Origin of the sequence: Tautonia marina (genome assembly GCF_009177065.1) — a bacterium.
Classification (GTDB): Bacteria; Planctomycetota; Planctomycetia; order Isosphaerales; family Isosphaeraceae; genus Tautonia; species Tautonia marina.
Window position 1 is genome coordinate 86,638 of the sequence record NZ_WEZF01000026.1, and the last position, 23,574, is coordinate 110,211.

18 protein-coding genes are annotated in these 23,574 nt (G+C 63.4%); 11 read left to right on the plus strand and 7 right to left on the minus strand.

All coding sequences use genetic code 11. From position 1 onward, the window contains the following. Positions 1 to 256: 256 nt before the first annotated feature. Both coaE and polA read right to left on the minus strand, forming a co-directional pair. Positions 257 to 1,090, minus strand: a complete 834-nt coding sequence (coaE, locus tag GA615_RS24110; protein ID WP_152053894.1) for a dephospho-CoA kinase — start codon at positions 1,088 to 1,090, stop codon at positions 257 to 259. 452 nt (positions 1,091 to 1,542) lie between these two features. Continuing rightward, positions 1,543 to 4,236, minus strand: a complete 2,694-nt coding sequence (polA, locus tag GA615_RS24115; RefSeq protein WP_152053895.1) for a DNA polymerase I — start codon at positions 4,234 to 4,236, stop codon at positions 1,543 to 1,545. Between the two features lie 392 nt (positions 4,237 to 4,628). Between polA and GA615_RS24120 the strand changes: the two genes are divergently transcribed. Next, positions 4,629 to 5,375: a carbohydrate-binding family 9-like protein gene (locus tag GA615_RS24120; RefSeq protein WP_152053896.1), complete on the plus strand. Its 747-nt coding sequence runs from the start codon at positions 4,629 to 4,631 to the stop codon at positions 5,373 to 5,375. A gap of 18 nt (positions 5,376 to 5,393) precedes the next feature. Here the strand turns inward: GA615_RS24120 and GA615_RS24125 are convergent, their stop codons facing one another. Then, a complete protein-coding gene (locus GA615_RS24125; RefSeq protein ID WP_161602527.1) occupies positions 5,394 to 6,218 on the minus strand; it encodes a DUF1186 domain-containing protein in 825 nt (274 codons plus the stop codon). An 80-nt stretch (positions 6,219 to 6,298) separates the two neighbouring features. After that, positions 6,299 to 7,690 carry a DUF1501 domain-containing protein gene (locus GA615_RS24130; protein ID WP_152053898.1) on the minus strand — a complete coding sequence of 464 codons (1,392 nt, stop codon included), beginning with the start codon at positions 7,688 to 7,690 and terminating at the stop codon, positions 6,299 to 6,301. 809 nt (positions 7,691 to 8,499) lie between these two features. Between GA615_RS24130 and GA615_RS24135 the strand changes: the two genes are divergently transcribed. The 5 genes from GA615_RS24135 to GA615_RS24155 all read left to right on the plus strand — a co-directional run bounded on the left by GA615_RS24135 (position 8,500) and on the right by GA615_RS24155 (position 13,385). Continuing rightward, entirely contained in the window at positions 8,500 to 8,955 is a 456-nt protein-coding gene (locus tag GA615_RS24135; RefSeq protein ID WP_152053899.1) for a hypothetical protein, read from the plus strand. Between the two features lie 81 nt (positions 8,956 to 9,036). Then, positions 9,037 to 10,047, plus strand: a complete 1,011-nt coding sequence (locus tag GA615_RS24140; protein ID WP_152053900.1) for a DUF1559 domain-containing protein — start codon at positions 9,037 to 9,039, stop codon at positions 10,045 to 10,047. Between the two features lie 186 nt (positions 10,048 to 10,233). Continuing rightward, positions 10,234 to 11,118, plus strand: coding sequence for a phytanoyl-CoA dioxygenase family protein (locus tag GA615_RS24145; RefSeq protein ID WP_152053901.1), 885 nt, complete (start codon positions 10,234 to 10,236; stop codon positions 11,116 to 11,118). Between the two features lie 237 nt (positions 11,119 to 11,355). Further along, positions 11,356 to 12,411 (plus strand): glycosyltransferase family 2 protein, encoded by a 1,056-nt coding sequence (locus tag GA615_RS24150; protein WP_201750304.1) that lies wholly within the window; start codon positions 11,356 to 11,358, stop codon positions 12,409 to 12,411. Between the two features lie 26 nt (positions 12,412 to 12,437). Continuing rightward, a complete protein-coding gene (locus GA615_RS24155) occupies positions 12,438 to 13,385 on the plus strand; it encodes a sulfotransferase family protein (protein WP_152053902.1) in 948 nt (315 codons plus the stop codon). A gap of 234 nt (positions 13,386 to 13,619) precedes the next feature. Here the strand turns inward: GA615_RS24155 and GA615_RS24160 are convergent, their stop codons facing one another. Further along, the gene (locus tag GA615_RS24160; protein ID WP_152053903.1) at positions 13,620 to 14,582 is read right to left on the minus strand and encodes a fumarylacetoacetate hydrolase family protein; all 963 of its coding nucleotides are present in this window, start codon (positions 14,580 to 14,582) and stop codon (positions 13,620 to 13,622) included. 810 nt (positions 14,583 to 15,392) lie between these two features. On the opposite strand from GA615_RS24160, the gene GA615_RS24165 reads away from it, so the two are divergent. The 3 genes from GA615_RS24165 (at position 15,393) to GA615_RS24175 (ending at position 18,325) form a co-directional block, all read left to right on the plus strand. Further along, on the plus strand, positions 15,393 to 16,031 hold the full coding sequence (locus GA615_RS24165) for a hypothetical protein (protein WP_152053904.1): 639 nt from the start codon (positions 15,393 to 15,395) through the stop codon (positions 16,029 to 16,031). Beyond that, positions 16,028 to 17,284 (plus strand): zinc metallochaperone GTPase ZigA, encoded by a 1,257-nt coding sequence (zigA, locus tag GA615_RS24170; RefSeq protein WP_152053905.1) that lies wholly within the window; start codon positions 16,028 to 16,030, stop codon positions 17,282 to 17,284. The genes GA615_RS24165 and zigA overlap by 4 nt, the downstream gene beginning before the upstream one ends. Before the next feature lie 405 nt (positions 17,285 to 17,689). Beyond that, a complete protein-coding gene (locus tag GA615_RS24175; RefSeq protein ID WP_152053906.1) occupies positions 17,690 to 18,325 on the plus strand; it encodes a PDZ domain-containing protein in 636 nt (211 codons plus the stop codon). A gap of 135 nt (positions 18,326 to 18,460) precedes the next feature. On the opposite strand, the gene GA615_RS24180 is transcribed toward GA615_RS24175, so the two are convergent. Beyond that, entirely contained in the window at positions 18,461 to 19,363 is a 903-nt protein-coding gene (locus GA615_RS24180) for an oxygenase MpaB family protein (protein WP_152053907.1), read from the minus strand. Between the two features lie 313 nt (positions 19,364 to 19,676). On the opposite strand from GA615_RS24180, the gene GA615_RS24185 reads away from it, so the two are divergent. Further along, complete coding sequence (locus GA615_RS24185) at positions 19,677 to 22,238, plus strand: sigma-70 family RNA polymerase sigma factor (RefSeq protein ID WP_152053908.1); 2,562 nt, start codon at positions 19,677 to 19,679, stop codon at positions 22,236 to 22,238. Positions 22,239 to 22,430: 192 nt separating this feature from the next. On the opposite strand, the gene GA615_RS24190 is transcribed toward GA615_RS24185, so the two are convergent. Next, complete coding sequence (locus GA615_RS24190) at positions 22,431 to 22,904, minus strand: SRPBCC family protein (RefSeq protein WP_152053909.1); 474 nt, start codon at positions 22,902 to 22,904, stop codon at positions 22,431 to 22,433. A gap of 489 nt (positions 22,905 to 23,393) precedes the next feature. On the opposite strand from GA615_RS24190, the gene GA615_RS28305 reads away from it, so the two are divergent. After that, positions 23,394 to 23,574, plus strand: a 181-nt coding sequence (locus tag GA615_RS28305) for a hypothetical protein (RefSeq protein ID WP_235905656.1), incomplete at its 3' end; no start/stop codon positions are given.

The window sequence follows — 23,574 nt, forward strand, 5'->3', positions numbered from 1 at the left end:
GATTGGGCTCCCGGCGACGGGTGTCGTTGGCCATTTGAGGACGATCTCCTGAACTACTCGGCCGGGCGGCGAGAGCCGTCGGCCGCGACAAGGTGGCGTGATCGAGTGGCGGGTCGCGTCGTCGAACCTTGAGAACATGATTCGTCCTGGTGACAGGTGCGAGCGACGTCGGTCGAGTGATGGAAAACGATTGGTTAGGTTAGGGGATACGAAGAGATTGGTGGTCGTCAGGGTTCGGCGGGTCAACGGTCGAGATTCATCGTTTCCGACGGCTGCGGCTTCGAGGACCGCCGGGCCGGCCCTGGCCCGGAGTGAACCGTCGGGGCCGAGCCGCCGGGCGTTCGGGATCGACGATCGGCTCGGCCCGATCCGTCGCAGCCCCCCGGGCGTCCGGGGCGACCGAGAACTCGGGGCGTTGGATCAAGACCCCCCAGAGGGCGTCGAGGCGGGCTGTCAGTTCCTCGGGGGTCCCATGATTGTTCAAGACGTGGTCAGAGTGTTCCCGCTTGCGGGGCAGGGGCCACTGGGCCGCCTCTCGGGCAGAGAGTTGTTCGCCCGACCAGCCCCGAGATTCCGCGATTCGAGCCCGACGGACTCGATCCGGGGCGTCGACGAAGACGATCGCGTCGCAGAGGTCATCCCATCCGGCTTCGAACAGGACCGCGGCGTCGAGGACCACCATCCGGGCTTCTCGTCGCCGACCGATGCGCCGGATGGCCTTTTCGAACGTCGATCGCATTCGGGGGTGCAAGATCGCCTCCAGGGCTCGCAGCGCGTGCGGCTCGGCAAAGACGATACGCCCCAGGGCCGACCGATCAATCTTCGGCTCCTCTCCCTCGCCGACCGACGTGTCGAGCACCTCCTCGCCGAACCGGGCAACGACGGCATTGCGCGACGGTCGCTGATCGAGCAGGGCATGGCCGATTGTGTCGGCGTCGAGCACCGCGGCCCCCCGAGCGGCCAGTTCCGAGGCCACCCGGCTCTTGCCGGCCCCGATCCCACCGACCAAGCCAACGACCGGCAACGGACCATGTTTCCACGGACCCGGCAGACGACGTTGACCGGAAGGGCGACGTGCGTAACGCGGCATGATCGTCGGACTCGTTGTTGGACCGAGGGGTTCGGTCCCACCAATCCCGTCTCGAGAACCGACAGGAACGGCGAGAGCGCGATGGAACAGGACGTTTCGGTCGGATCGCGAGGTTCGAAGACGCTCACGAGGTGGGTTCAGGAAGGAGTAAGCGGTGGCCCGCACGACGGGACAACCGGAGAGGACGGCAATGCGTGCGAAACCGATCACCGCACGCCTCATGAAAGAGACGTCATGTTCGGGGTCGCAAGGCCCCCCGAGGCTGATCCGCGTTGATCGAGTGATTCAATCGCCGCGGCAGGGCTCGCGGGCAGGAAGGGGGGCCGGGGTGGTGCGAGTGCGAGAGACCTGCGAACTCTGCGTACATATATACTCGACCTTCGGGCTTCAATCAACGGGATTCCGTCGCTTCGATCGAATTGTCACGCCATCCGCCCCTCAATCGGCCTGGCTCAGAGGGAGGACACATCCAGCCAGTTCGGGCCAGCCGCAAGATCCACCTGCAATGGCACATCCAGCGGCAGGGCCGACGCCATCGCGTCGCTCACCATCGCCGAGAGTGCCGGGAGTTCCTCGACAGGCGCTTCGAAGACAAGCTCGTCGTGGATTTGAAGCAACATTCGGGCGGCAAGCCCTTCGGAACGCAACCGCCGGTCCACCTCCAGCATCGCCCGCTTGATCAGGTCGGCCGCCGAGCCCTGAATCACCGTATTCACGGCGGTTCGCTCGGCCAGGTTCCGCACCCGGCCGGTCGTGTTCTTGATCCCGCTGATCGCACGACGGCGCCCGAGGATCGTCTCGACCCGACCCGCCACCAGGGCCCGTTCCAGGGTTTCGGTGATGAACCGATCCACCCCTTCGTACTGTTGAAAGTAGGCGTCGATGAACAGCGCCGCATCGCTTTGCGAAATCCCCAGCCGGCCCGCCAGTCCAAACGCGCTGAGGCCGTAGATCACGCCGAAATTGACGGTCTTGGCCATCCGTCGCTGGTCCTTCGTCACCTCCTCCTCGGCCACGCCGAAGATCTGCGATGCGACCACGCGGTGAATGTCCCGATTCTCGGCAAAGGCCCGCACCAGGGCCGGGTCCTTGCTGAAATGGGCCAGAATCCGCAGCTCGATTTGCGAGTAATCGGCCGTCAGCAGCGACCAACCGGGGGCTCCGGCCACGAACGCCTGACGAATCTGCCGCCCGTCCTCGGTGCGCACCGGGATATTCTGGAGGTTCGGGTCCGATGAGCTGAGCCGCCCCGTTGCGGTGACCACCTGATTGAACGAGGCGTGAATCCGGCCGTCCGGGTGGACCAGCTCGGGCAGGGCATCGAGGTACGTCCCCTTGAGCTTGTCCAGCTGCCGGTGCTGCACGATGAGCCTCGGCAACGGATGTTCGGCCGAGAGCGCTTCGAGGACCTCGGCATCGGTGCTCGGCTCGCCGCCGGGGGTCTTCTTCGTCGGCTTGAGCTTCAGGTCCTCGAACAACACCTGCCGAAGTTGCGGGGCCGACCCGATGTTGAACTCGCGGCCGGCGATCGAAAAAATCTCCGCTCGGATCGTTTCCAGCCGATCGGCAAACTCGGCCGACAGTTGCCGGAGCTTGCCCACATCAACCGCAATGCCGGCCGCCTCCATTCGCGCGAGCACGGCGATCAGCGGCCGCTCGACCTCGTCGTACAGCGTCCAGAGCCCCTCCTCGCGGACCTTCGGCGCCAGGATCGCATCGAGCCGCCAGGCGGCATCGGCGTCTTCCCCGGCGTAGGCGGCCACGCGATCAATCGCGACCGTGTCGATGGTCGTCTGGAGCTTTCCTTTACCGATCAGGCTCGAAATCGGGATCATCGAGTGGTCGAGCAACCGCCTCGCCAGCTCGTCGAGGTTGTGGTTCCGTTCGCCGCTTTCGAGCAGGTAGCTCAACACCATCGTGTCGGTCATCGACTCCGACAGTTCGATTCCGAGCTTCCCAAGGACGAGCAGGTCGTATTTCAGATTCTGGCCGATGATCTCCCGCTCCGGGTCGGTCAAGATCGGCTTCAAGGCCGCCAGGGTGGCCGTTTCGTCGAGGGTCGCGCTCCCTTCCGGACCTCGAATCGGCAGGTAGGAGGCCTCGCCCGCCTTCCAGCAGAACGACATCCCAACCAGCTCCGCCTGCAACGGATCGATCGCGGTCGTCTCGGTGTCGAAGCTAAAGCGCCGTTGCTTGCGGAGCGTAACGAGAAACGAATCGAATTTCTCGGGAGTGTCGATCACCTGATAGCCTTCGACCGGCCAGATGTCCTCCGGCCGATCCGGCTCGCTGGCGGCGATTTCGTCCAGAAAGCGATGGAATCCGCATTCAATACAAAGCGCCTTCAAGGCCGCGTGATCGATCCCGTCTCGGTGCAGATCGGCCCAGTCGAAGGTGATTGGCAAATCGGTTCGCAGCGCGATCAACTCGCGGGCCTTCCGAGCCACGTCCGCATTCTTGTACAGATTTTCCTTTCGCTTGACCCCCGAAACCTTCGGGATGTTGTCGAGCAATCCATCCAGTGATCCGAACTGCTGGAGCAACTGTGCCGCCGTCTTCGTGCCGATTCCCGGGACTCCCGGCACGTTGTCCACCGCGTCTCCGGTCAGAGAGAGCAGATCGACGACCTGATCGGGGCCGATTCCCCAGTCCTTCTGCAACCCTTCGACGTCGAGCACCTGCTGTTTGCGCAGGTTATAAATGAACACGTGATTGCCCAGGAGTTGCCTGGCGTCCTTGTCCGACGTGCAAATGAAGACGTCCATCCCGTGATCGACCCCTAGCCGGGTGATGGTGGCGATCACGTCGTCGGCCTCGGCCCCTTCGTATTCGAGGATCGGGATGCGAAAGCCCTCGAACACGCGACGGATCAAGGGGATCTGCGGTTGCAGGTCATCGGGCATGGCCGCGCGATTGGCCTTGTAGTCCTCAAACAGGTCCGAACGAAAGACCCGCCCCGGACCATCGAACGCCGCGGCCACCGAATGCGGCTTCCGGTCCCGATGCAGATTCAAGACGTCTCGCATGATGCCGAACACGGCGTTTGTCGGCTGCCCCGCCGGTCCCGTCATGGTCGGAATCGCATGGAAGACCTGATAGATGATCGAATACGCATCCAGCAAGTAGAGCGTCGGGCGGTCGTTCATCGTGATCAGGGGCAGAGGTGAAGGAAGAGGGGACGGAACCCGGTGTGGGGTTGACCAACCGAGGCCGCACGCGACGGAGGGATCGAACTTGATCGACTATCCCCCGCAACGCTCAACCTGTCAAGACGCCGATTGACCTGCGGTCCATCTCGACGCGGGGCAAGGCCTCCGACCCCGACTCGCCCCCCGTGGAACCGGGAACATCCGGCAAGGATTCTCCGACTCGACCGGCTTGCCTCTCCCGGATGGGTGGCGTCAGAACTCGGGTCCAGGAAAACCGTCCTCTCCCTCATCGCGTTCCCCGTCCGTCTTCTCGTACAATCCCCATTCCGGAACCCATCTGTCCAGCCTTTCCGACACGACGATCCTCTTTCGTCGAGGAGCCATCGCTCATGAGAACCGCGATCGTTCTGACACTCCCCTTGCTCCTCATCGCTCCCGCAATCGGCAACGACGACCCGCCGATCACGCGAGAGGCCGTTTGCCGACGGGTCGAGACCCCCCCGGTCCTCGACGGCAAGCTCGACGACCCCGCCTGGAAGGCCGCCGAGGCCGATGAGATCAACCGCTTCTCCGCCTTCTGGGTCGGCGAGGCTCGGGGGGAAGGCACCCGCTCCTGGCTTGTCTGGGACGACGACGCCCTCTACTTCGCCGCCACCATGACCGACGCCGAGCTGCGCGCCTTCGGCACCGAGCGCAACGACCGCCTCTGGCTCGGCGACGTCTTCGAGCTGTTTTTCAAGCCTTCCGAGGACGATCCGCGCTACTACGAGTTTCAGGTCAATCCCCGCTCCGTGATTCTCGAACTCCCCTTCCCGCGCCGCGGATATTCCTTCGAGGAACTCGCCGCCTTGCCCCCGCTGGGCTTCGAGGCCGTCGCCGTCGTCGATGGCACGCTCGACCAGCCTGGCGATACCGACCGCTCCTGGTCCGTCGAAGGACGCATTCCCTGGTCCCTGTTCGAGGCCACCGGCGGTCGTCCTTCCGTCGGCGACTCGTGGCGCTTCGCCCTCTGCCGCTACGACTACGGCCCCGAGGGGACCGAACCCCTTCTCATGAGTTCCGCCCCCCTCTCACAACCGAGCTTTCACCGATACGAGGATTACGGCCTGCTTCTCTTCAAGGGGCCCAACGACTGAGCCTGAGGGATCAAGCCCTCAACGCTTCTTTCGTTTCCTCGACTGAGACCGAGCCTGTTTCTGCTGCTTCTTTTTCGACTTGAGCTTCTTGAAGTCCGGGCGCTTCGCCCCGAGCGACGGATCCCAGCCGGCCCCGAAACCTTGTGATGCGAACGCAGCGTTGCGGCCCCTGCCTCGTTTCGGCTTGGGACCAAGACCCAGGTAATACTTGACCTCCGGCCAATCTCCCGCGATCGAAGGATCAATCCGATCTTGTTCGAAGGCCGCCTCGATCACCGGGGCGGCCTCGGTCGCTTCCAGATCAATGAGCGCGCTGACGACGAACCCGTTCAACTCCGGGTCGTTTTCGGGGTGCTCCGTGAGGAGGTTCGACAGGTAGGTGACCACCCGATCTCGCGCTTCGGGGTGTGCCTGGGCCACCTTGACGAACGATTCACTCACCCCGAGCCGGTTGAGGACGTTGTGCGAGTCGTCCGCGAAGTAGCGTTCACATGCCGGCAGGACGTCGGGCCCTAGAATCGACATCACCTCGGCAAATTCTTCCATCCAGAAATCATGGATATCGGCGATCTTTGCATAATTGGCCAGAAGGGGCTCGACGGCTTCGACCGCGCCGAGCTGTCCCAAAGCGCGCAAGGCGTGTTCACAGGCCCAGGCTTGAGCCTCGTCAACACCCTCCTCGTCGCACTGAAGTAAAAGCTCAGAGTCGGTCGCCATGTGAACCAGATCCGGAACATGCTCCGGCCCGATCCCCATTGCCCGGTAATCGGGCCGTTCGCCCCCCAGTTCGGTTTCGCCGAGGCGAAGCAGTTGGTCGAGCGGAGGTGGATAGCGATCGTTCATCGGTTCGTCCGGTCTCTTGCTGGTGAGCATCTGCTCGTCCAGCGATCACGCAGTCTCAAGCGATTTGCGCGTGCTCGCATTCAGAACAGCGTATGCAGCGGTGTTCCTTCCGCCAACGGATAGGGACGACGTTGCAGGTCATGGATCAGGGTTTCGTGATGAACCCCAAGACTGTGATGGAGCGTGGCGATCAGGTCGCCCGGTGTGACCGGATCGCTCGTCGGATAGGCTCCGATCGCGTCGGAGGCCCCCAACACCTGACCGCCTTGAATCCCTCCCCCGGCCAGCACGACACTGAAACAATGGGGCCAGTGATCGCGGCCTGCGTTTTTGTTGAATCGAGGAGTTCGGCCAAACTCTCCCATCAGGATGACGAGCGTTTCATCGAGCAATCCACGGTCATGCAGGTCTTCGAGCAGGGCGCTGAAGGCCGCGTCGGTCGGCGGCATCAGTTCGGTTTCCGACCAGGAAAGATGGTTCCGGTGGGTGTCGTATCCTTGCCCACCCTTGCCGCCATCGTGCCGGACCCAGTTGACGTGCACGAGCCGCACCCCGGCCTCGACCATCCGACGCGCCAGTAAGACCGACTGGCCGAACACATGCCTGCCGTAGCGATCGCGCACCGCTTCGGGTTCTGCCTCGATGTCGAAGGCCCGCCGGGCCTCGGGAGAGGAGATGAGGTCGAAGGCCGCTTGCGCATAGGCATCAAACTCAGAGACTCCCGCCGTCCGGGTAAGATGCTCGGCCGTGCCTTCCACGACGCTCAGCAATTGCCGACGCCCTCCAAACCGCTCCGCCTTCATTCCCGCGGGCGGACTGACCGCTCCGGGGTCGTAATCGAACAGGTTCGGGTCACTATTGATCCGGTACGGGTCGAACGCCGCGCCGAGAAACCCCGCATGCTGCCCCGATCGCTCCGGCCCGTTCGGTTGCATCGCTTCGGGAAGCATGACGAAGGGGGGCACGCCCGGCGTCGGGCCGAGGATCTTCGCCAGGGCCGACCCCGGATGCGGACGATCGGCGCGGCTCATGAACCCCGAGTCACGCACCGGCCGGGCAATCGGGCTTCCGACCATCATCCAGTAGGCCGCCGCCGGGTGATTGGCCTGCGGATGCTGCACCGACCGCACGATGGCGAACCGATCGGCCAGCCGAGCCGTTCGGGGCATCTGGTCGGCGATCATCACGCCGGGCACGTTCGTTGCGATCGGACGGAAGGTTCCGCGAATCTCCTCCGGAGCCTCGGGCTTGAGGTCGAACGTGTCGAGATGCGACGGCCCCCCCGAGAGGAACAGGATGATCACCGATCGCGCCTTGCCTGGCTTCCGACCCCGGCCGGCCGCCTCGTCCTGCGCCCGGAGCAATCGAGGAAGCGTCAATCCTCCCAGACCGAGGGCCCCGATCCGCATTGCCTCTCGTCGCGAGGGGCCCGAGGCCACGAGTCGACCGTCAGCGGCTTTGATCCGGATCATCGCGCTGGTCCCTCAGAAATCGTCCGCGCGGTTCTGCTCCGATCGCTCACGCTGACCGTGATTGTGGCCCACGGGGCATCACTGTGCAACGGTCGATCGTTCTGGATCGTTCCGCGATGATTGCCCCACGTTTCCAGGTCAAGCCAGGCCTCGATACCCAAAGAGCGACCACAAACAATCCGTTCCTGCCGATTCTTGATTTTTAAGGATGTATCGGTATCTTGACTCAGCCAGAGGGGTGTGTCATTGTAAACTCGCCTGTTCAACTTCGCGCCAACAAACTGATCCTGATTTTCGGGTTTGACGAACGCAAGGATTCATTTGGGTGTTGTTCCTGGTCCGTTCCCAAGGACCCGGAATGGTCTTTCGTACCGGCGTTTCTCCGCCTCCCAACCTTTGCTGCCCGTTCCCGTTCCTTCCGTGTGATCCTCAAAGGACCTGACTCACTCCGCTCCCGAGACCCGTACCAAGGAATCACTCGACGCTTGCGATTGCGCTCTGCCCGCCTGGGCCGAGATCTCGTCCGAGGATTCGTTTGAGTCTTCAGGCGTGATTCGGAAAACCTCCCTCTCCCTTCCCGTGCCTGGGTGGTGGGTTGGTCGATCGATCGATCCGAGCTTGAGCGTTGGTTGATCGTTTTCCTCTTGAACTCCGTGCGGCCGAGATTCGGGCCGCTTCGGACGCTCGTTCTGCTGCGCCCTGCCCCCCCACTGTGACCTCTGGAGAATTGCCGGGTGGCCGTGCCACGGTGGAGTGGTTTCCGGCACTCAGGTCGCGATGCTCCAGAGTCCCTCGGAACCTCGCGTCTCATGAATCATCGCGCCACAAGATCCTTCTGCCGATGGACCCTCGTCGCCACCCTGACCATCGCCTATGCCTCCGGGTGCGGAGGGGGTGACGGTCTGCAACGCATGCCGATCGACGGCACCGTCACCTTCGACGGTCAGCCGTTGGAGGACGGCCGAATTCAGTTCTTCCCCGATCCCGGCAACGCCGAGCCCATCATGAGCGGCGCGCCGATCACGTCGGGGTCATATTCCATTGCCCAGGTCGATGGGCTCGTTCCCGGCACGTATGTCGTAAGAATTTCGAGCGCATCGGGCGAAGAAGTCGCTGTTACAGGAGAGGGGGATGCTCAAATGCCCGGGCTCGGCCCGATTCACCCTATTGAGCTGATCCCCTCGAAGTACAACACCGAATCGACCCTCACCGCGGAGGTCACCTCAAGCGGCTCGAACACCTTCGACTTTTCTCTCGAGAAATGACCACCCACCGGGTGGGACCGAAACCCCTCTCGCTCCGTTCGCTCCCGTCCTTTGACCTTGCACTCGCAAGAGGAGTTCCCGATGCGTCGACTTCGCTCAGGATTCACGCTCATCGAATTGCTGGTTGTCATCGCCATCATCGGCGTCCTGATTGCGCTGCTGCTGCCCGCGGTTCAAAGCGCCCGAGAGGCGGCCCGCCGTGCTCAGTGTGTCAATAATCTGAAGCAAATCGGCATCGCCATGCATAATTATCATGACATGGCGGGAGTCTTGCCTCCGGGGCACCGCACGGCCGTTTTCGGCACGTTTCAGGTCTACATCCTGCCCTACATTGAGCAGGTGAACATGTACAATTCGTATAACCAGTATGGCCGTTACTGGTCTCCCGGGACCACCTCGGGTGGTGGCAACGGCCCGGCGAATCAGCTCCGCTATGGCAGCCCCCCGAACCTGACCGTGACCCGATCGATCGTCAACAACCTGCTTTGCCCGAGCGACGGCGAGAAGCCCTCCGACCGATCGATCTATAACGGCATCACCTGGCACAACTACGCCGTCAACTTCGGCAATGGCGACATTTACCAGTCGCTCGGCACCGTAGGCGGCGGTTACACCGTGGGCATCTACCCCGACGCCCCCTGGCTCGGCGCCGCCTTCTCCGATGCCGATACTACCCAGCGCTTCTATCCCTCGCGCGGCCGCTGCTACGGCTTCGCCGACTTCCGCGACGGAACCTCCAACACGCTCCTGGCCGGCGAACTCATCAAGGGCATGGGGGCCGACCTCCGCGGCTTTACCTGGTGGGGCGACGCTGTCAGCGCCTCGACCTACCTGAGCCCCAACAGCTCCCTGCCCGACGTCCAGAACAGCGCCGGCTATTGCCGGTCGCTCGTCGACGGAAACCCGCCTTGCGTCGTCGCGACCACCTCTCAGCCTCCCACCTATGCCTTCCGCAGCCGGCATCCCGGCGGCGTGAACATGGTCTTCGGCGACGGTAGTGTTCGCTTCATCAAGAACACGATTAACCTGTTCACCTGGCGAGCGCTTGGGACCACCCGAGGCGGAGAAGTTCTCAGCGCCGACCAGTTGTGATCGTTCCCCCTTCGAGAACGTGATCGCCGCGCCGGCTTCGGGATTCCTGAAGCCGGCGCGGTTCTCATTCCGGGTGTGATGTCCCCCTTGAATCGCTCGGTCTCGCCATGATCCAATAGCACTCGATGCCGCTTCGGAATCGGGGCCCGAGCCCCCGAACGTCCCTGAACGAATCGAGCCCGACTCATGGCCACCGTCACCGACCTCTCGCAGTCCCAAGGGCCTGTCGGCGACCTCTTCGCCGAGGCCCTCCGCGCCGACCCCGACCGCTTCCGCCTCTCCGACGATCAGGTTCGGTTCTACCACGAGAACGGCTACCTGCCCGGCGTTCGCATTCTCGACGAGGCCCAGGTCGAGGCCCTTCGCCAGGAACTGGCCGAGTGGTTCGATCCCGACCACCCCGGCCGAGACCTCTGGTACGAGTATCACAGCAACGAATCGGCCGATCCGGACCGCGTCCTCTTTCACGCGCTCGGCGCCTGGCGGATCAAACCGGGCTTTCACGATCTGCTCTGGAATCCAGCCTTCACCGTTCCCGCCTCGCAACTGCTTGGCGGCGCTGTCCGGTTCTGGCACGATCAACTCTTTTGCAAGCCCGCCAAGCACGGCGGCGTGGTCGCCTGGCACCAGGACTATTCCTACTGGACCCGCACGATCCCGATGGCCCACCTGACCTGCTGGATCGGCCTCGACGATAGCACCATCGACAACGGCTGCGTCCACTATGTACCTGGCAGCCACCGCTGGCCCCTCTTGCCCATTACGGGCCTTGCCGGGGATATGGAGGCGATTCGAGAGGTCCTCGACGACGAGCAATGGGCCATGTTCCAGAATCCCGTCGCCGTCGAGTTGAAGGCGGGCGAGGCCACGTTCCATCATCCGTTGATGGTCCACGGCTCCTTCGCCAATCGGACCGATCGCCCCCGTCGCGCCACCGTCATCAACGTCTTTCGAGACGGCGTTCGTTCCGACACCAACGACGTTCTTCTCGACGGCGTTCCCCCGATTCCCCAGGGAGCCCCGATGAACGGGCCGTTTTTCCCCTTGCTGTACGATCCAGCCGGGCGTTGATACCCACACGCCCGGTTAGTCCTGGCCACACGAGGGGGTGATCAACCCTCGACCGGCCACCCGCTTCGACCGTCACAGTTCGCCGATCGATCCGTGATACCCAGACACGGTCCCGAGCCTTGGCAGGCGATTGCAGGGGCCTCTGTTGATTCCTACGCTCGGGCCTTCGTTGGTCCGTCCTCCCCGGCCTCTTGCAGACTCGGCCGGTGATTGGGAGCCGATGCGCAAGAGGATCGAGTGAAACGCCTTGCGATTGTGATTCTGAACTATCGAACCCCTCAGATGGTGCGCGATTGCCTGGCCTCGCTCCAGAGTGAAGTCGATCCGCTCCAGGATCGGGTGGTGGTCGTCGATAATGCCTCCGGCGACGCTTCGGTCGAACAAATCCGACAGGCCATCGACGAACATCACTGGCACGACTGGGTTGACCTCCTCCCCTCAGAGGTCAACGGCGGGTTCTCGGCCGGGAATAATCTGGGCATTCGGGCGGTGGACGCTCGGGCCTATCTTTTGCTGAACAGCGACACGATCGTCCGGCCCGGGGCGATTGCTAGCCTCCTTGCGGGGCTCGACGCCCATCCCGAGGCCGGGCTCATCGGCCCTCGGCTGGAGTGGCCCGATGGTCAGCCCCAGATCAGTTGCTTTCGGTTCCCCTCACCCGCCAGCGAGCTGATTGCCGCCGCCCGGACCGGCCCGGTGACCTCTCTCCTCCGGGCGTTCGACGTGCCGATCCCGGTCTCGGACGAACCCTTCGAACCGCAATGGATCAGCTTCGCCTGCGTTCTGGTCCGCCGCGCCGTCATTGATCAGATCGGGCCGATGGACGAGGGGTACTTCATGTACTTCGAGGACATCGATTACTGCCGACGCGCTCGTCAGGCCGGTTGGCGCGTCCTCTCCTGGCCCGAGGCCCACGTCGTTCACCTCCGAGGGGGAAGCAGTCCGGTCAAGGAGGAGATGGCCGCCCGGAAGCGCCCGCGTCCCTATCTCTATGCATCGCGGACACGTTATTTCGCCAAGTTCTACGGCGGGTTCCGGGGAGTGTTCCTCGCCAATCTCCTCTGGTATGCTGGTCGGCTTGTCTCGCTCTCCCGAGAAGTCCTTGGCTCGAAGACACCGCACACGTGTGAGGCCGAGGCCCGCGATCTCTGGACCAACTGGCGATCTCCGCTCCAGGAATGGCCGCTTCCCCCCGTCCCTTCTCCCAGCCGGAAGCCGCTCGGACCTTCCGATCCCGACTCCATCCCCACTCCCGAGCCGCTCGCCAAACCCGGCCCACTTCACCATTCATGACCTTTTCGTATTCTGAACCAATCCTCATGAATACCGCGCCTGACTTCATCATCATTGGGGCCATGAAGTGTGCGACCAGCACCCTCCATGAGCAGCTCGCCCGCCAGCCGGGCTTCTTCATGACCGACTTGAAGGAGCCGAACTTTTTTAGCGACGACGACCAGTACGCCAGGGGGAAAGACTGGTATCTCAGCCTCTTTGCCGACGCCAAGCCCGGCGACCTCCGAGGCGAGTCAAGCACCCACTACACCAAACTTCCCACCTATCCTCAGACGATCGATCGCCTCCGCGAGCATTGCCCCGACGCAAAGCTCATCTACGTGATGCGGCATCCGATTGATCGTTTAATTTCTCAGTATGTTCATGAGTGGTCACAGTGTGTCATCCCGAACCAGATGGGAATTGACGAGGCGATCGACGCTCATCCCGAGCTGATCGCCTATAGCCGCTACACCATGCAGTTGCTCCCGTATTTCGAAACCTTCGGCAGCGATCGGATTTTGCCGGTCTTCTTCGAGCGAATTGCCTCGGCACCGCAGCCGGAGCTGGAACGAGTCTGCCGATTCCTTGGCCACCCGCACACGCCGACCTGGCAGCACGACCTCGACGCGCAGAACGTTTCCAATCAGCGGATGCGAAAAAGCCCGTTGCGTGACGCGATCGTCGAGGCTCCTGGCCTGAAGCAACTGCGCCGCGCTCTGGTGCCCAAATCGGTGCGTACCTGGGTTCGGGGGCTCTGGACCCTCAAGCAAAAGCCCCGGCTCTCTCCCAGCCAACTCGCCCGGCTCGTCGATCTGTTCAACGAAGACCTGGCGACGCTCGGCTCCTGGCTTGGTGTTTCCTTGTCCTGCCCGACCTTCAAGGACACCGTGAAGGCCGGCGGCCTCGAATGGCAAGCCCCCCCCGCTCAGACCTCCACTGCGCCAATCGCCTCCGCTGCCGCCGAGACGCCGAGTACCTCAGATCGCTCGTAACTCGCCCTCGTGCTCGCCAAACGGGCCGGTACTGGGTGCATGGCGTTGTTCTGACCGAACGATTCTGGCCCCCTCTCCCTGGTTTCGGGGAGAGGGTTGGGGTGAGGGGACTGTGCGTGCGGAGCCGAGCCCAAGGCATTGTTCTGGCCCTGCTCACCCCGACCCGCTCTCACTCGACACGGGGCAGAGGGGGAACACGCACTCAACCGCCAATGAATGGGCCTGTCCAGCCCCTTACTCCTCCGCCTCGACCGGGTTGACGAGTGTCCCGATCCCCTCAATCTCCGCCGTCACCACCTCTCCCGGTTTCAGGAACCGGCCGCGACCCTTGCCGGTGCCGCCGGGGGTGCCCGTGCCGATGATGTCGCCCGGCTCCAGCGTGATGAACGAGCTGATGAACGCGATGATCGCCGCGACCGGGAAGATCATCTGCGCGGTCGAGCTGTTCTGCATCTCCTCGTCATCGACCCAGAGCTTGAGCGAAAGCCGCTGCGGGTCGGTCAGGCTGTCGGCCGACCGGATGCAAGGGCCGATCGGGCAGAACCCATCGTGCCACTTGCCATGCATCCAGTCGAAGAAGGCGTCGCGTTCGCGCTTCTTCCTCCCCGGATTGGGGCGGAACCCTCGGTCGCTCACGTCGTTGAGCACCGTGTAACCCGCCACATATTTCAGGGCGTCCGCCTCCGAGGCTCCCCGGCAGGTCTGGCCGATGACCACACCCAGCTCGCACTCCCAGTCGATGCCGTCGGGTGAGATGTTCGGGATCACGATCGGGTCGCCCGACCCGCTGACCGTCGTTCCCGGCTTGAGGAAAACGTACGGGAACGTCTCGGCCCGCTCGGCCGCGATGTCCCCCACCTCGACGCTATGCTCCGGATAGTTCCTCGCCAGCATCAGGATCTTGCCCGGCCGCTCGATCGGCGGCAACAGCCTGACCTCGTGCAGCGGCACCGACAGCTCGCTCAAGGTCTCCTCATCGAGCCCCTCAACCCATTTCGACAGCTCCCAGGCTGCCCGGTGCGACCGACCGCTCGGTGGCAAGAGGCCGATCAGGTCGTCCGTGTCAAGGATCAAGAGTTCCAGATCCATCGCCTCGGTGAACGCCTCGATCGCCTGGTCGAGCGGGACCACGTGATCGTCCATGAAATAGCCGGTCAACGCCACGTCGTCGTCGAGTGCGAAACGGCAAAGTCGCATCGGGCAACCTCGTTCCCTGGTCCCGAAGAGGAAAGATGACAGATCCTTCCGAGGGGAGCGCATTAAATTACCCCCGAGACCCGTTCCCGGCAATGCTCACCTCGCCTCAGTTGCGAACCACGCTATAGTCACCTCTGGACTGGGCCCTTCGGACTGGCCCAACCTTGGTCTCTCGGTTAAGATGATTTTGCAATACGATTCTCAATCAATGGGTCGAGGACTCCTTCCGACATCTTCCTGGCATGACTCTCGCTGTCGGTCGTCTCCTCATCGCCTGGTTGCTGGTCGCCTACGGGGTTGGAGCCCTGGTAGGACCGGCCCTTCATGCCTTGCCCGGCTGTGATCATCACGACTCGGGTGAGTCCTCCTCGAATGCGCCTGACCCGGTCTCCCCGACGCACGACGACTGCCTGATCTGCAAAACGATCAACGCCGTCTCGATCCCCCTCGCAATCCCGGCTCCTCCGTTCCCTGAGTCGATCAGAATCGCCGAGGTTGCAACCCCTCCCCTGACCACCTTGGACAGGCCTATCGGGCTTCATGGCCCTCGCGCCCCTCCCGACAAACGGTCAGCCAGCGCCGCCTGATTTGACCGTTCTGTTCTTGAATCCGCCCGAGATCCGATTCTGGGATCACTTCGCGCCGGGCTTGCACGATCTTCCGATGCCACGCCTATCCCCTGCAGGGCGTGTCGTGTACCGGACGATCACGCGCCCCTCGGTCTTGGTTCCAGGAGTGCTCCCTTCGGCCTTTCGTCCGCCAAGGGTGAGGGGATCCGGGCGCCGGCTCGCACTGGGAGGAACGTATTTCATGGCTTTGCCCCTGACCAAACGACGGCTCCGCACCGGAGGCCCCCGAACCGGTTTGCCGATTCCGCCCACCTTACGCCGAGAGGCCGCCAACCTGCTCGACCTCCAGTTGTGGTGCTGGGGTCTCGACATCCGACGCCCTCAGGGAAACGCCCTGATCGGCTTCGGCTTCCAGCGCATTCCCGTGGCCGAAGGTGGTCGAGGCACCAGCGCTTATCAAAAACCGCTCGACGAGGGTCGAACGCTCGTGCTCTGGGGTTCGGGCCTTGTCCTGACGGATCCGATCGTCGGGGCCATCGGGGTCCGTCGCTTCGAGTTTCGTCTCTCATTCGATCGATCCCCGACGCTGACTTCCGAGCTGCTGGCTGCCGGATCGGTCCCGGAACTCGGCCCGATCCTCGATCCCGACGATTGTGGCCGGGCCCATCGCCTCGTCCTCTCCGTCTTCGAGGCGATCATCGCCTACGAATCCTGGGCGATCGACCACCTTGGCCCGGGCGAACGCCAGCGAGGCATCAACGCCTGGCCGAAACTCCGAATCCCCGCCGAGCAGCTCGTCTCCACCTGGAAAGATATCGCCAACCGCTGGCGCGTTGGCATGCCCTTGCAATCCTCTCCGACCCGGACCGACCTCTCATGAGCCAATCCCCCCATCGCCTCCCTGTCACGGTCCTTTCAGGCTTCCTTGGCGCGGGCAAGACGACGGTCCTGAACCACGTCTTGCACAACCGCGCCGGGCTCCGGGTCGCCGTGATCGTCAACGACATGAGCGAGATCAACATCGACGCCCGCCTCGTCCGCGACGGTGCAAGCCTCCGACGTGTCGAGGAGCGTCTCGTCGAGATGACCAACGGCTGCATCTGCTGCACCCTTCGCGAGGACCTGCTCATCGAGGTCGCCCGCCTCGCCCGCGAAGGCCGCTTCGACTACCTCCTGATCGAGTCCACGGGCATCTCCGAGCCGATGCCTGTCGCAGAAACGTTCACGTTCGAGGATGATCAGGGGCAATCCCTCTCCGAGATTGCCCGACTCGACACCATGGCCACCGTCGTCGACGCCGGCGCCTTCCTCCCCGAAATCGAGCGCTCCGACGATCTCCTCGACCGCGGCCTCGCCATCGGCGATCACGACGACCGCACGATTGCCGACCTCCTGCTCGATCAGGTCGAATTCAGTGATGTGATCGTCCTCAACAAGACCGACCGCGTGCCCGAAGCCGACCTGGCCCGCCTCGATGCCCTCCTGCGACGCCTGAACCCCTCGGCCTCAATCGTCCCCACCCAGTTCGGCCGGGTCCCGCTCGACGCCATCCTCGACACCGGCAGGTTCGACTTCCAGCGCGCCGCCGAGGCCCCTGGCTGGCTCGCCGAGCTGCGCGGCGAACACACGCCCGAGACCGAGGAATTCGGCATCCGATCCTTCGTCTATCGCTCCCGACGCCCTTTCCATCCCTTGCGCTTTCATGCCTGGATTTCTTCCGATCATCCCGGTCTTCTCCGCGCCAAGGGGACCTTCTGGCTTGCCTCTCGCCCGTCGTTCGTCGGCCTGTACTCCCTCGCTGGAGGTGCCTGCCGGACCGAGCCTGCCGGCTTCTGGCTCGCCGACACCCCCAAATCCGAATGGCCCGACGACCCCGTCGAATGCCAGGCTGCGCTCGACGACTGGCACCCCGACTTCGGCGACCGCCGCCAGGAACTCGTCTTCATCGGCCTCGACCTCGACCCAGACGCACTCTCCGCCTCCCTTGACGCCTGCCTCCTCACCGACGCCGAGCGATCTCTCGACCTCTCCTCCCTGTCCGACTCCTTCGATTTCTGGGATCTCGGCCCTCCCGCCTGTGACCACGATCATGGCGCGTTCGAACACCTGTCACCGCCTCGGCCGTCATCGTAAGTCGCTCACCAGGACGGGGCAGGTCCGCACGTTCCGGCACATCCCGTCCGCGTTCCCAGTGCCCACCGTCGAGCCCTCTCGGCCTCAACCACTGCCCCCACCAGGATTCTTCGGGGCACGCACCAGCCTTCTCACGCGAGCCGACGCGATCCGCGGAAGTTCCCAGGCGATTTTCCCTCGATTACAACGCGATTCGAACTTTTTCCAGGTTTTTATCCTGTTGTCTGGCAAGAGCTTGCGGCAAATTTCTTTCCTGGTTTTTCATGTGTTTTTGTGCTCTGGCACCAAATGTGGACCACAGAGCTCCACGTCACCTGAGCACGATGCCAAATCGACAACTGGTCAGGTGAGCCAGATCAAGAACACCACACATTCAGCATCACCTGCGAATTCAGGAGCCCTGACATGTTCTACCGAACGATGATCTCCCTGCCGACCCTCGCCGTGATCTCGGGCATCGTCCTCGCCAGTGGGTCGAACCAGGCTCAGGCTCAGGTCCCGCAACAGTTCGTCAACCAGCTCAAGAAGCAGGTCGCTCCGTTCCTCGTCGGCGGCCAGCCCCCCGTGCAACAGCCCCCGATCCAGCAGCCCCCGATCCAACAGCCTCCGATCCAACAGCCGGCCCCCGCGTACATTCAGCCGGCCCCAACGCCGACCAATGGCTACTCGCTGGGCGTTTACACGCAGGTCGTTTCGCTGCCTCCTTCGTTCGGCGCGCCCGGCGGTGGACCGGCCGTCGCTTACGTGAATCCGGGGCAGGGGGGCGCTCCTCCGCAGGTTGGCCTGATGATCACCAGCCTGATGCCGGGTGGAGCGGCCCAGCGGGCCGGTCTGGAAGTTGGCGACATCATCGTCTCGGTCAACGGTCAGCCGACGCCGAACGTCGATTGGCTTCGATGGATGCTGAACAACTCGAATGGCTATGTGAACCTGATCGTGCGGAACGTTCGACCGCCTCACGCGTTCGTCCCGGTGCCGGTTTCCCTCGTCGGTGGCGGTTACCCCATCGGCCAGCCCGCCGCCGTCTCCTACGGACAGTGACTCGCGCAACCACGAAACACCTCACCTCGCCGAGCGTTGCAATCAACACGCTTTCGACTCGGCGTCTATCGCCTCCTCGATCGGGGTCTACCCCCTCGATCCGGGAGGCGATTCGTCATTCAGAAAAACATAAAATTAGATCTGCATGCGATCCGATTCCTCTCCCCTCGGCTCATCGCTCGATTTCGGAATCGCCGAAGCCCTTGGTGGGCCAAGATCACCCATTCGATATCCCTTCGGATAGCTTTTCGTGCGCCTGTTGCTGTGATAGTACGGCCGACGTCTGGGCGGCATCATCCGTAATCCGACCGCCCGAGCCCTCAAGGCCCCTTCCACCAGCCGCCTCATCGTCTTCGAGGGGCGTGGAAAGTCGAACGCCCTGAGAATCGCCTCGTCCATCATCGCGTACATCGCCGGGCGCACCAGCGGTCGGATCGCCTTCGGATACCAGCTCAGGAACAGGTCAAGCGTCGCTTGCCCGATCTTCACGTTCGATTCGGCCAGCCGGAAGTGCTCCTGCTCATACGCGACGTTGTACTGCTCGAATGCCGCATAATCCTCGGGAATCTCCTTGATCCCCATCCGCTTGCCCACCGCTCGCCAGAAGTGGAACATCGCCAGCCGTTCCTGTTCCACATACGCCCGCCACCCGAACCGCGCATTCCACCGGATCGGCTCGAACACGAAGGTTGAAAGCACGTAGCGATAATCATCATTGGCGATAGCGAATCTCTGATGCATCCCGTTCATCGCCCGTAACGCCTCCTTGCCCCGATCGCTCTCGTACCCGTGTTCCATCAAGATGCTGACGATGAGGTCCGTATCGTCGTACCGCTTCTGCGGCCTCGCCGCGAACTCCCCCGTCCGATCCAGCAATCCCGAGATGCTCGGCACGCAATACGTCCGAAACAGCGCAAATTCCAGGGACCGCGCCACGTCGAACGAAAAATCAAACGTATTGCTCAGGCTCACGATCCGCTGACAATCCGTCACCGGATCGAGCCGCTGGATCTCATCAAGCACGGGAGATTTGGCCATCAAGGGAACCCTCTGAGATGAAGCGCGTCTCCCCACTCTACGCCGGTTGTCCCTCCTGAACCACCGACGGCCCGTCCTCGCACTCCTCTCGGGCCGCGACGGTCCCCGATGGGGCCCAGCGCCACTCTTGCGTGCCGATGCGATCGCGACCATCCTGAAACCGCCCAATCCCCCCAACCCTGGGAGCAACCTCCGGCGCCCCGGCCTGTCCCTCGTCCGATTCCCGTAATTCGCGTAACCGATCGCCCCCAACTCCGCCTCTTTCTCCTCGAACAGACCTCCGGACGCCGACCCTTCCCGAAGGACCGCCCTCATGCCCGGCAACCCCCGGACCGCCGGAATCCGCGAGTTCGACCGCCTCTTCCGCCAGGGGACGCTCCTCGGCCGCTCCGAGGCCGAGCTGCTCGACCTGTTCGTCTGCTCCCGAGACGAATACGCCTTCGAGGCCCTCGTCACCCGCCACGGGCCGATGGTCCTCCGCACCTGCCGCGCCCTGCTCGCCGACCCCCACGACGCCGACGACGCCTTCCAGGCCACCTTCCTTGTCCTCTCCCGCCGCGCCGGCTCGATCCGCAACGCCAAACTGCTCGGCCCCTGGCTCCACCGCGTCGCCCGCCGCGTCTGCTCCCGATTGATTGCCGATTCCTCCCGCCGCTCCCACCTCGAACGCCCCTCGACCGCCACCCTCGCCACCCTCGCCGCTCCCTGCGCGAGCCTCCCCCACGCCGACCGCGTCGCCCTCCACGAGGCGATCGACCGTCTCCCCGAACGCTACCGCCGCGTCATCATCCTCTGCGATCTCGAAGGCCACTCCCACGCCGAGGCCGCCGCGCGCCTCCGCTGCCCGATCGGCACCGTCAAGGGTCGCCAGTCCCGCGACCGCTCCCTCCTCCGCCGCCGCCTCACCCGACTCGGCCTCGCCCCCGCCTCGCTCCTCTCCGGCACCCTCCTCTCCCTCCCCACCCGCGCCTTCAGCGTCCCCCACGCCCTCATCCACCGCACCTCCCGCACCGCCGCCACCTTCGCCCTCGGCAGTTCCCTCGCCCCCGGGACCGTCCCCGGCGTCGCCCTCTCCCTCGCCACAGGAGTCTTATCCGGCATGGCCGCCCACCAGCTCAAATTCACCGCCCTCGTCGTCCTCCTCGCCCTCGGCCTCGGCTCCTCCGGCCTCGCGGCCCTGTGGCACACGACCAACGACGGCCCTCGTTTGGCAATTGTGCCCCCGGTGCTCGGGGGTTCGGCTCCCGACGCCGCCGACGATCTCCCCGACGCGGTCCGTTCGCTGATCGGCGGTTGGAATTGCGTCTCGATCAACGGACATCCCATCACCGAGGGCACGAGCCGTTTCGAGATCGCGTTCGTGGGGTGTGTCCAGGGCGGATCGAAGGTGATACTCTCGGGCAAATCGACCTTCATCCCGTTCGAGCTGGTTGATGGTGACGTGCGGGTGACTGCCAAAAATGCTCGGGTGAATCAATGTGTTCTCGTCGATACCGACGCAACTCCCCTGACCTGGGATTACTGCTCCTTCGAACCCGAGTCCGCCTCGGTCCCAATCTCGGAGGACTCCCTCATCATCGCGAATCGGGGAATCTGTCGCCTAGACAAAGAGACCTTGACCCTTCACGTCGCCTTTGCCAACTCCGCCCGGCCCGATGACTTCGATTACGGGGGGGAGTCCACCTCGCTCATGGTCTTTACTCGGGTTCGCGACGAGGCTCCGCGACGCTCGACGCCGAACGCGGGCGGGGTGGCTGATGTCGTCCCAACCCCGGCAGAACATGCGGAAGGCGACCGCCCCGACGGCCTGGATCGTCCCGCCCCTGGCGACCTCGACGCGGCGAAGGCTCCCCCACCCTTCGAAGGCGTGGCGGATCTTCTGGGGAAATGGCGTCTTCAGTCGATCGAAGGCGATGTGCTCAACAAGGACATGGTCCCAAGGATCGACATCGGACCGATTCTCGACCTTGGTATGCCGAAGGACGACCCGATCCCGCTGATGGTCGGTGTGCATCATGGGGCGGTTGGTCACGGGATCGGGCCGCCCTTCCCCACGAGCGAATACCCGATTTATCTCGTCGATCCGACCGCGACCCCTCCCCGCATTGAACGGTCCACCAGGGAAGGCCGGGAATCCCTTCCCCGGTCCCGCGGCGTCTACCGGATCGAAGGTGATCGTCTCACGCTCCATTTCGTCGATCCCGACGCCCCCCATCCCTCCGGTTTCGAACGAACCGACCCAGGTTCGACCCGCTACATCTACCGTAGGATCAACTTCGGCGGGGTGGCTGGGGTCGTGCCGACCCCATCGGAAGACGTGGAAGGCGACCGCACCGACGTTCGGGGCCGGGTCAGTACCGACCAGCTCAAAGACTCACCGGGCGAGCCCCTAGCCAGTCCTTTCGAACGGCCGGTGGTAACGGGCGGTCCCCGACAATCAAGCTTGGAAAAACTCCATCGAGAGCAGGAGATGCTTCGGCGTGCGATCGCCCGGGCTCGACCAGAGGTCGAACTGCTCACCATCGAGGCGGAGGTCTTCGGTGAACTCTATCGGGAGCGTTTGGAAGATTCTGGGCGCAGGGCTCTCGACCATGCCCAGCGCCCTGACGATCGTAACCAGAGGATCACCCTTGAGCACGCCTTGGACAGTATCAAGCAACAGTATCTCGACCGTATGGGCGAGGCCGCGGACAGGCAGGCCTACCTCCGATCGATCGAATCCGCTCTCGAGGGGAACCAGCGTCAGATGGAAGCCATGCGATCCCCGGCCGACGGACGCCCCACGCTACCGGTCGAATCCATCGAACACCGCCTCTCCGCCCTCGAATCCAAGCTCGACCGCCTGCTCGAACTGCTCGAAACACCCGACCGCTGAAACGACCAGCCGCACCCGGTGCAGCCCGCTCGGTATCCCAACGCCCGACCCGGGGCTATTGCCTGGCATCAAACCAATGTGTAGGACTGCTTCCTGTCTGTCCTCTTGGGTCGAACGAACGCAGAAGCCAGATCCGAAAACGGTGAACCCACCGATTCAGACTGGCAGCAGCACTCCTCACACGCCGGGCGATCACCGATCAGCGGTCTCCGGCTCGTTCATCCGACGAAGGTGCCGACGGACCGCCCCCCGGAGTAGCAGCGAGATCAACAAGAGGAAGGGCCGGGCGACGACGGACCGAGGATGCAGGTCGAACGTGCGGACGACCCGCGTGCGATCGCCCAGCTCTTCGAACGTCCAGGTCTCCTCGAAGTCGGTCGCCAACCGCGACAGCGGCGGGGAGAATCCGCCCAGCCGGAGCCGGATGCGCCGTGGCGGGCTCCACTCGGTCACGGTCTCCGTGTGGGTTGAACCGTCCGCGTTCGACACCCGAACCACGCTGCCGACGACCTCCGGCGTCCGAACCTCGAACGACGCCTCCCGAATCCCTGGCAGCGGCCCATAACCCTGAAAATCGGGCCATCGGTCCAACTCAAGCATGCCGCGAGCGATCTCCTCGGCAGAAATTCCCAACGACGCTTCGCACGAGAACGAGATCGGCTTCATCTCGAACGCTCCAGTATAGCCTTTGACAGTCCAGGCAGTTTGCCGAGTCGAGTGCCCCCAGACCCTCACCAGGCCCACGACGGACTCACGCTACCCGACACGCGTTCCCTTCGATGGGATGCACAGAATGAAGTGTGTGCGAAGATGTCCAATTCCATGAATTGACGCGAAGGATTCGAGGCTGCTGCCGTCCCCGTGCCAAACGTTGCCCCTCCGCCTGACCAACGCCAGGCAATCGTCGGAAACGGACATGGTTTGATATCCTCTGTCGATCGGTGAAGGTAGACAGAATTTCTCAATGCAATCGTGAGGGGGGGGTGGTGTATTTTGTCATCATGCACTTGTGTCCGTTGGGTAGGCCCGCTAGGGTTCGAACTCGCTCAAGAGGAATTGAATGCGCTTGAGCATGCTCGAATTTCCTGACAATGCCGTGGAAGCGGATTTCCTCCGGCATTGGAGGATTCAGCCGATCGAGGAAGAGAGTGTCAGATGAGTTTGCTTCGAATCACCTGGATCAGTCTCACGCTCGCTACTGTTGCAATGCTTCCCAGCGGGACACAGGCTGGTCAAATCTTCACGTTCGACAACGCGGGTGATGTCACCCTTTCTCCGACCCAGACGGCAGGGTCATGGTACACTGACCGCTACGCTCCTGCAGGGTTTGTGTCAG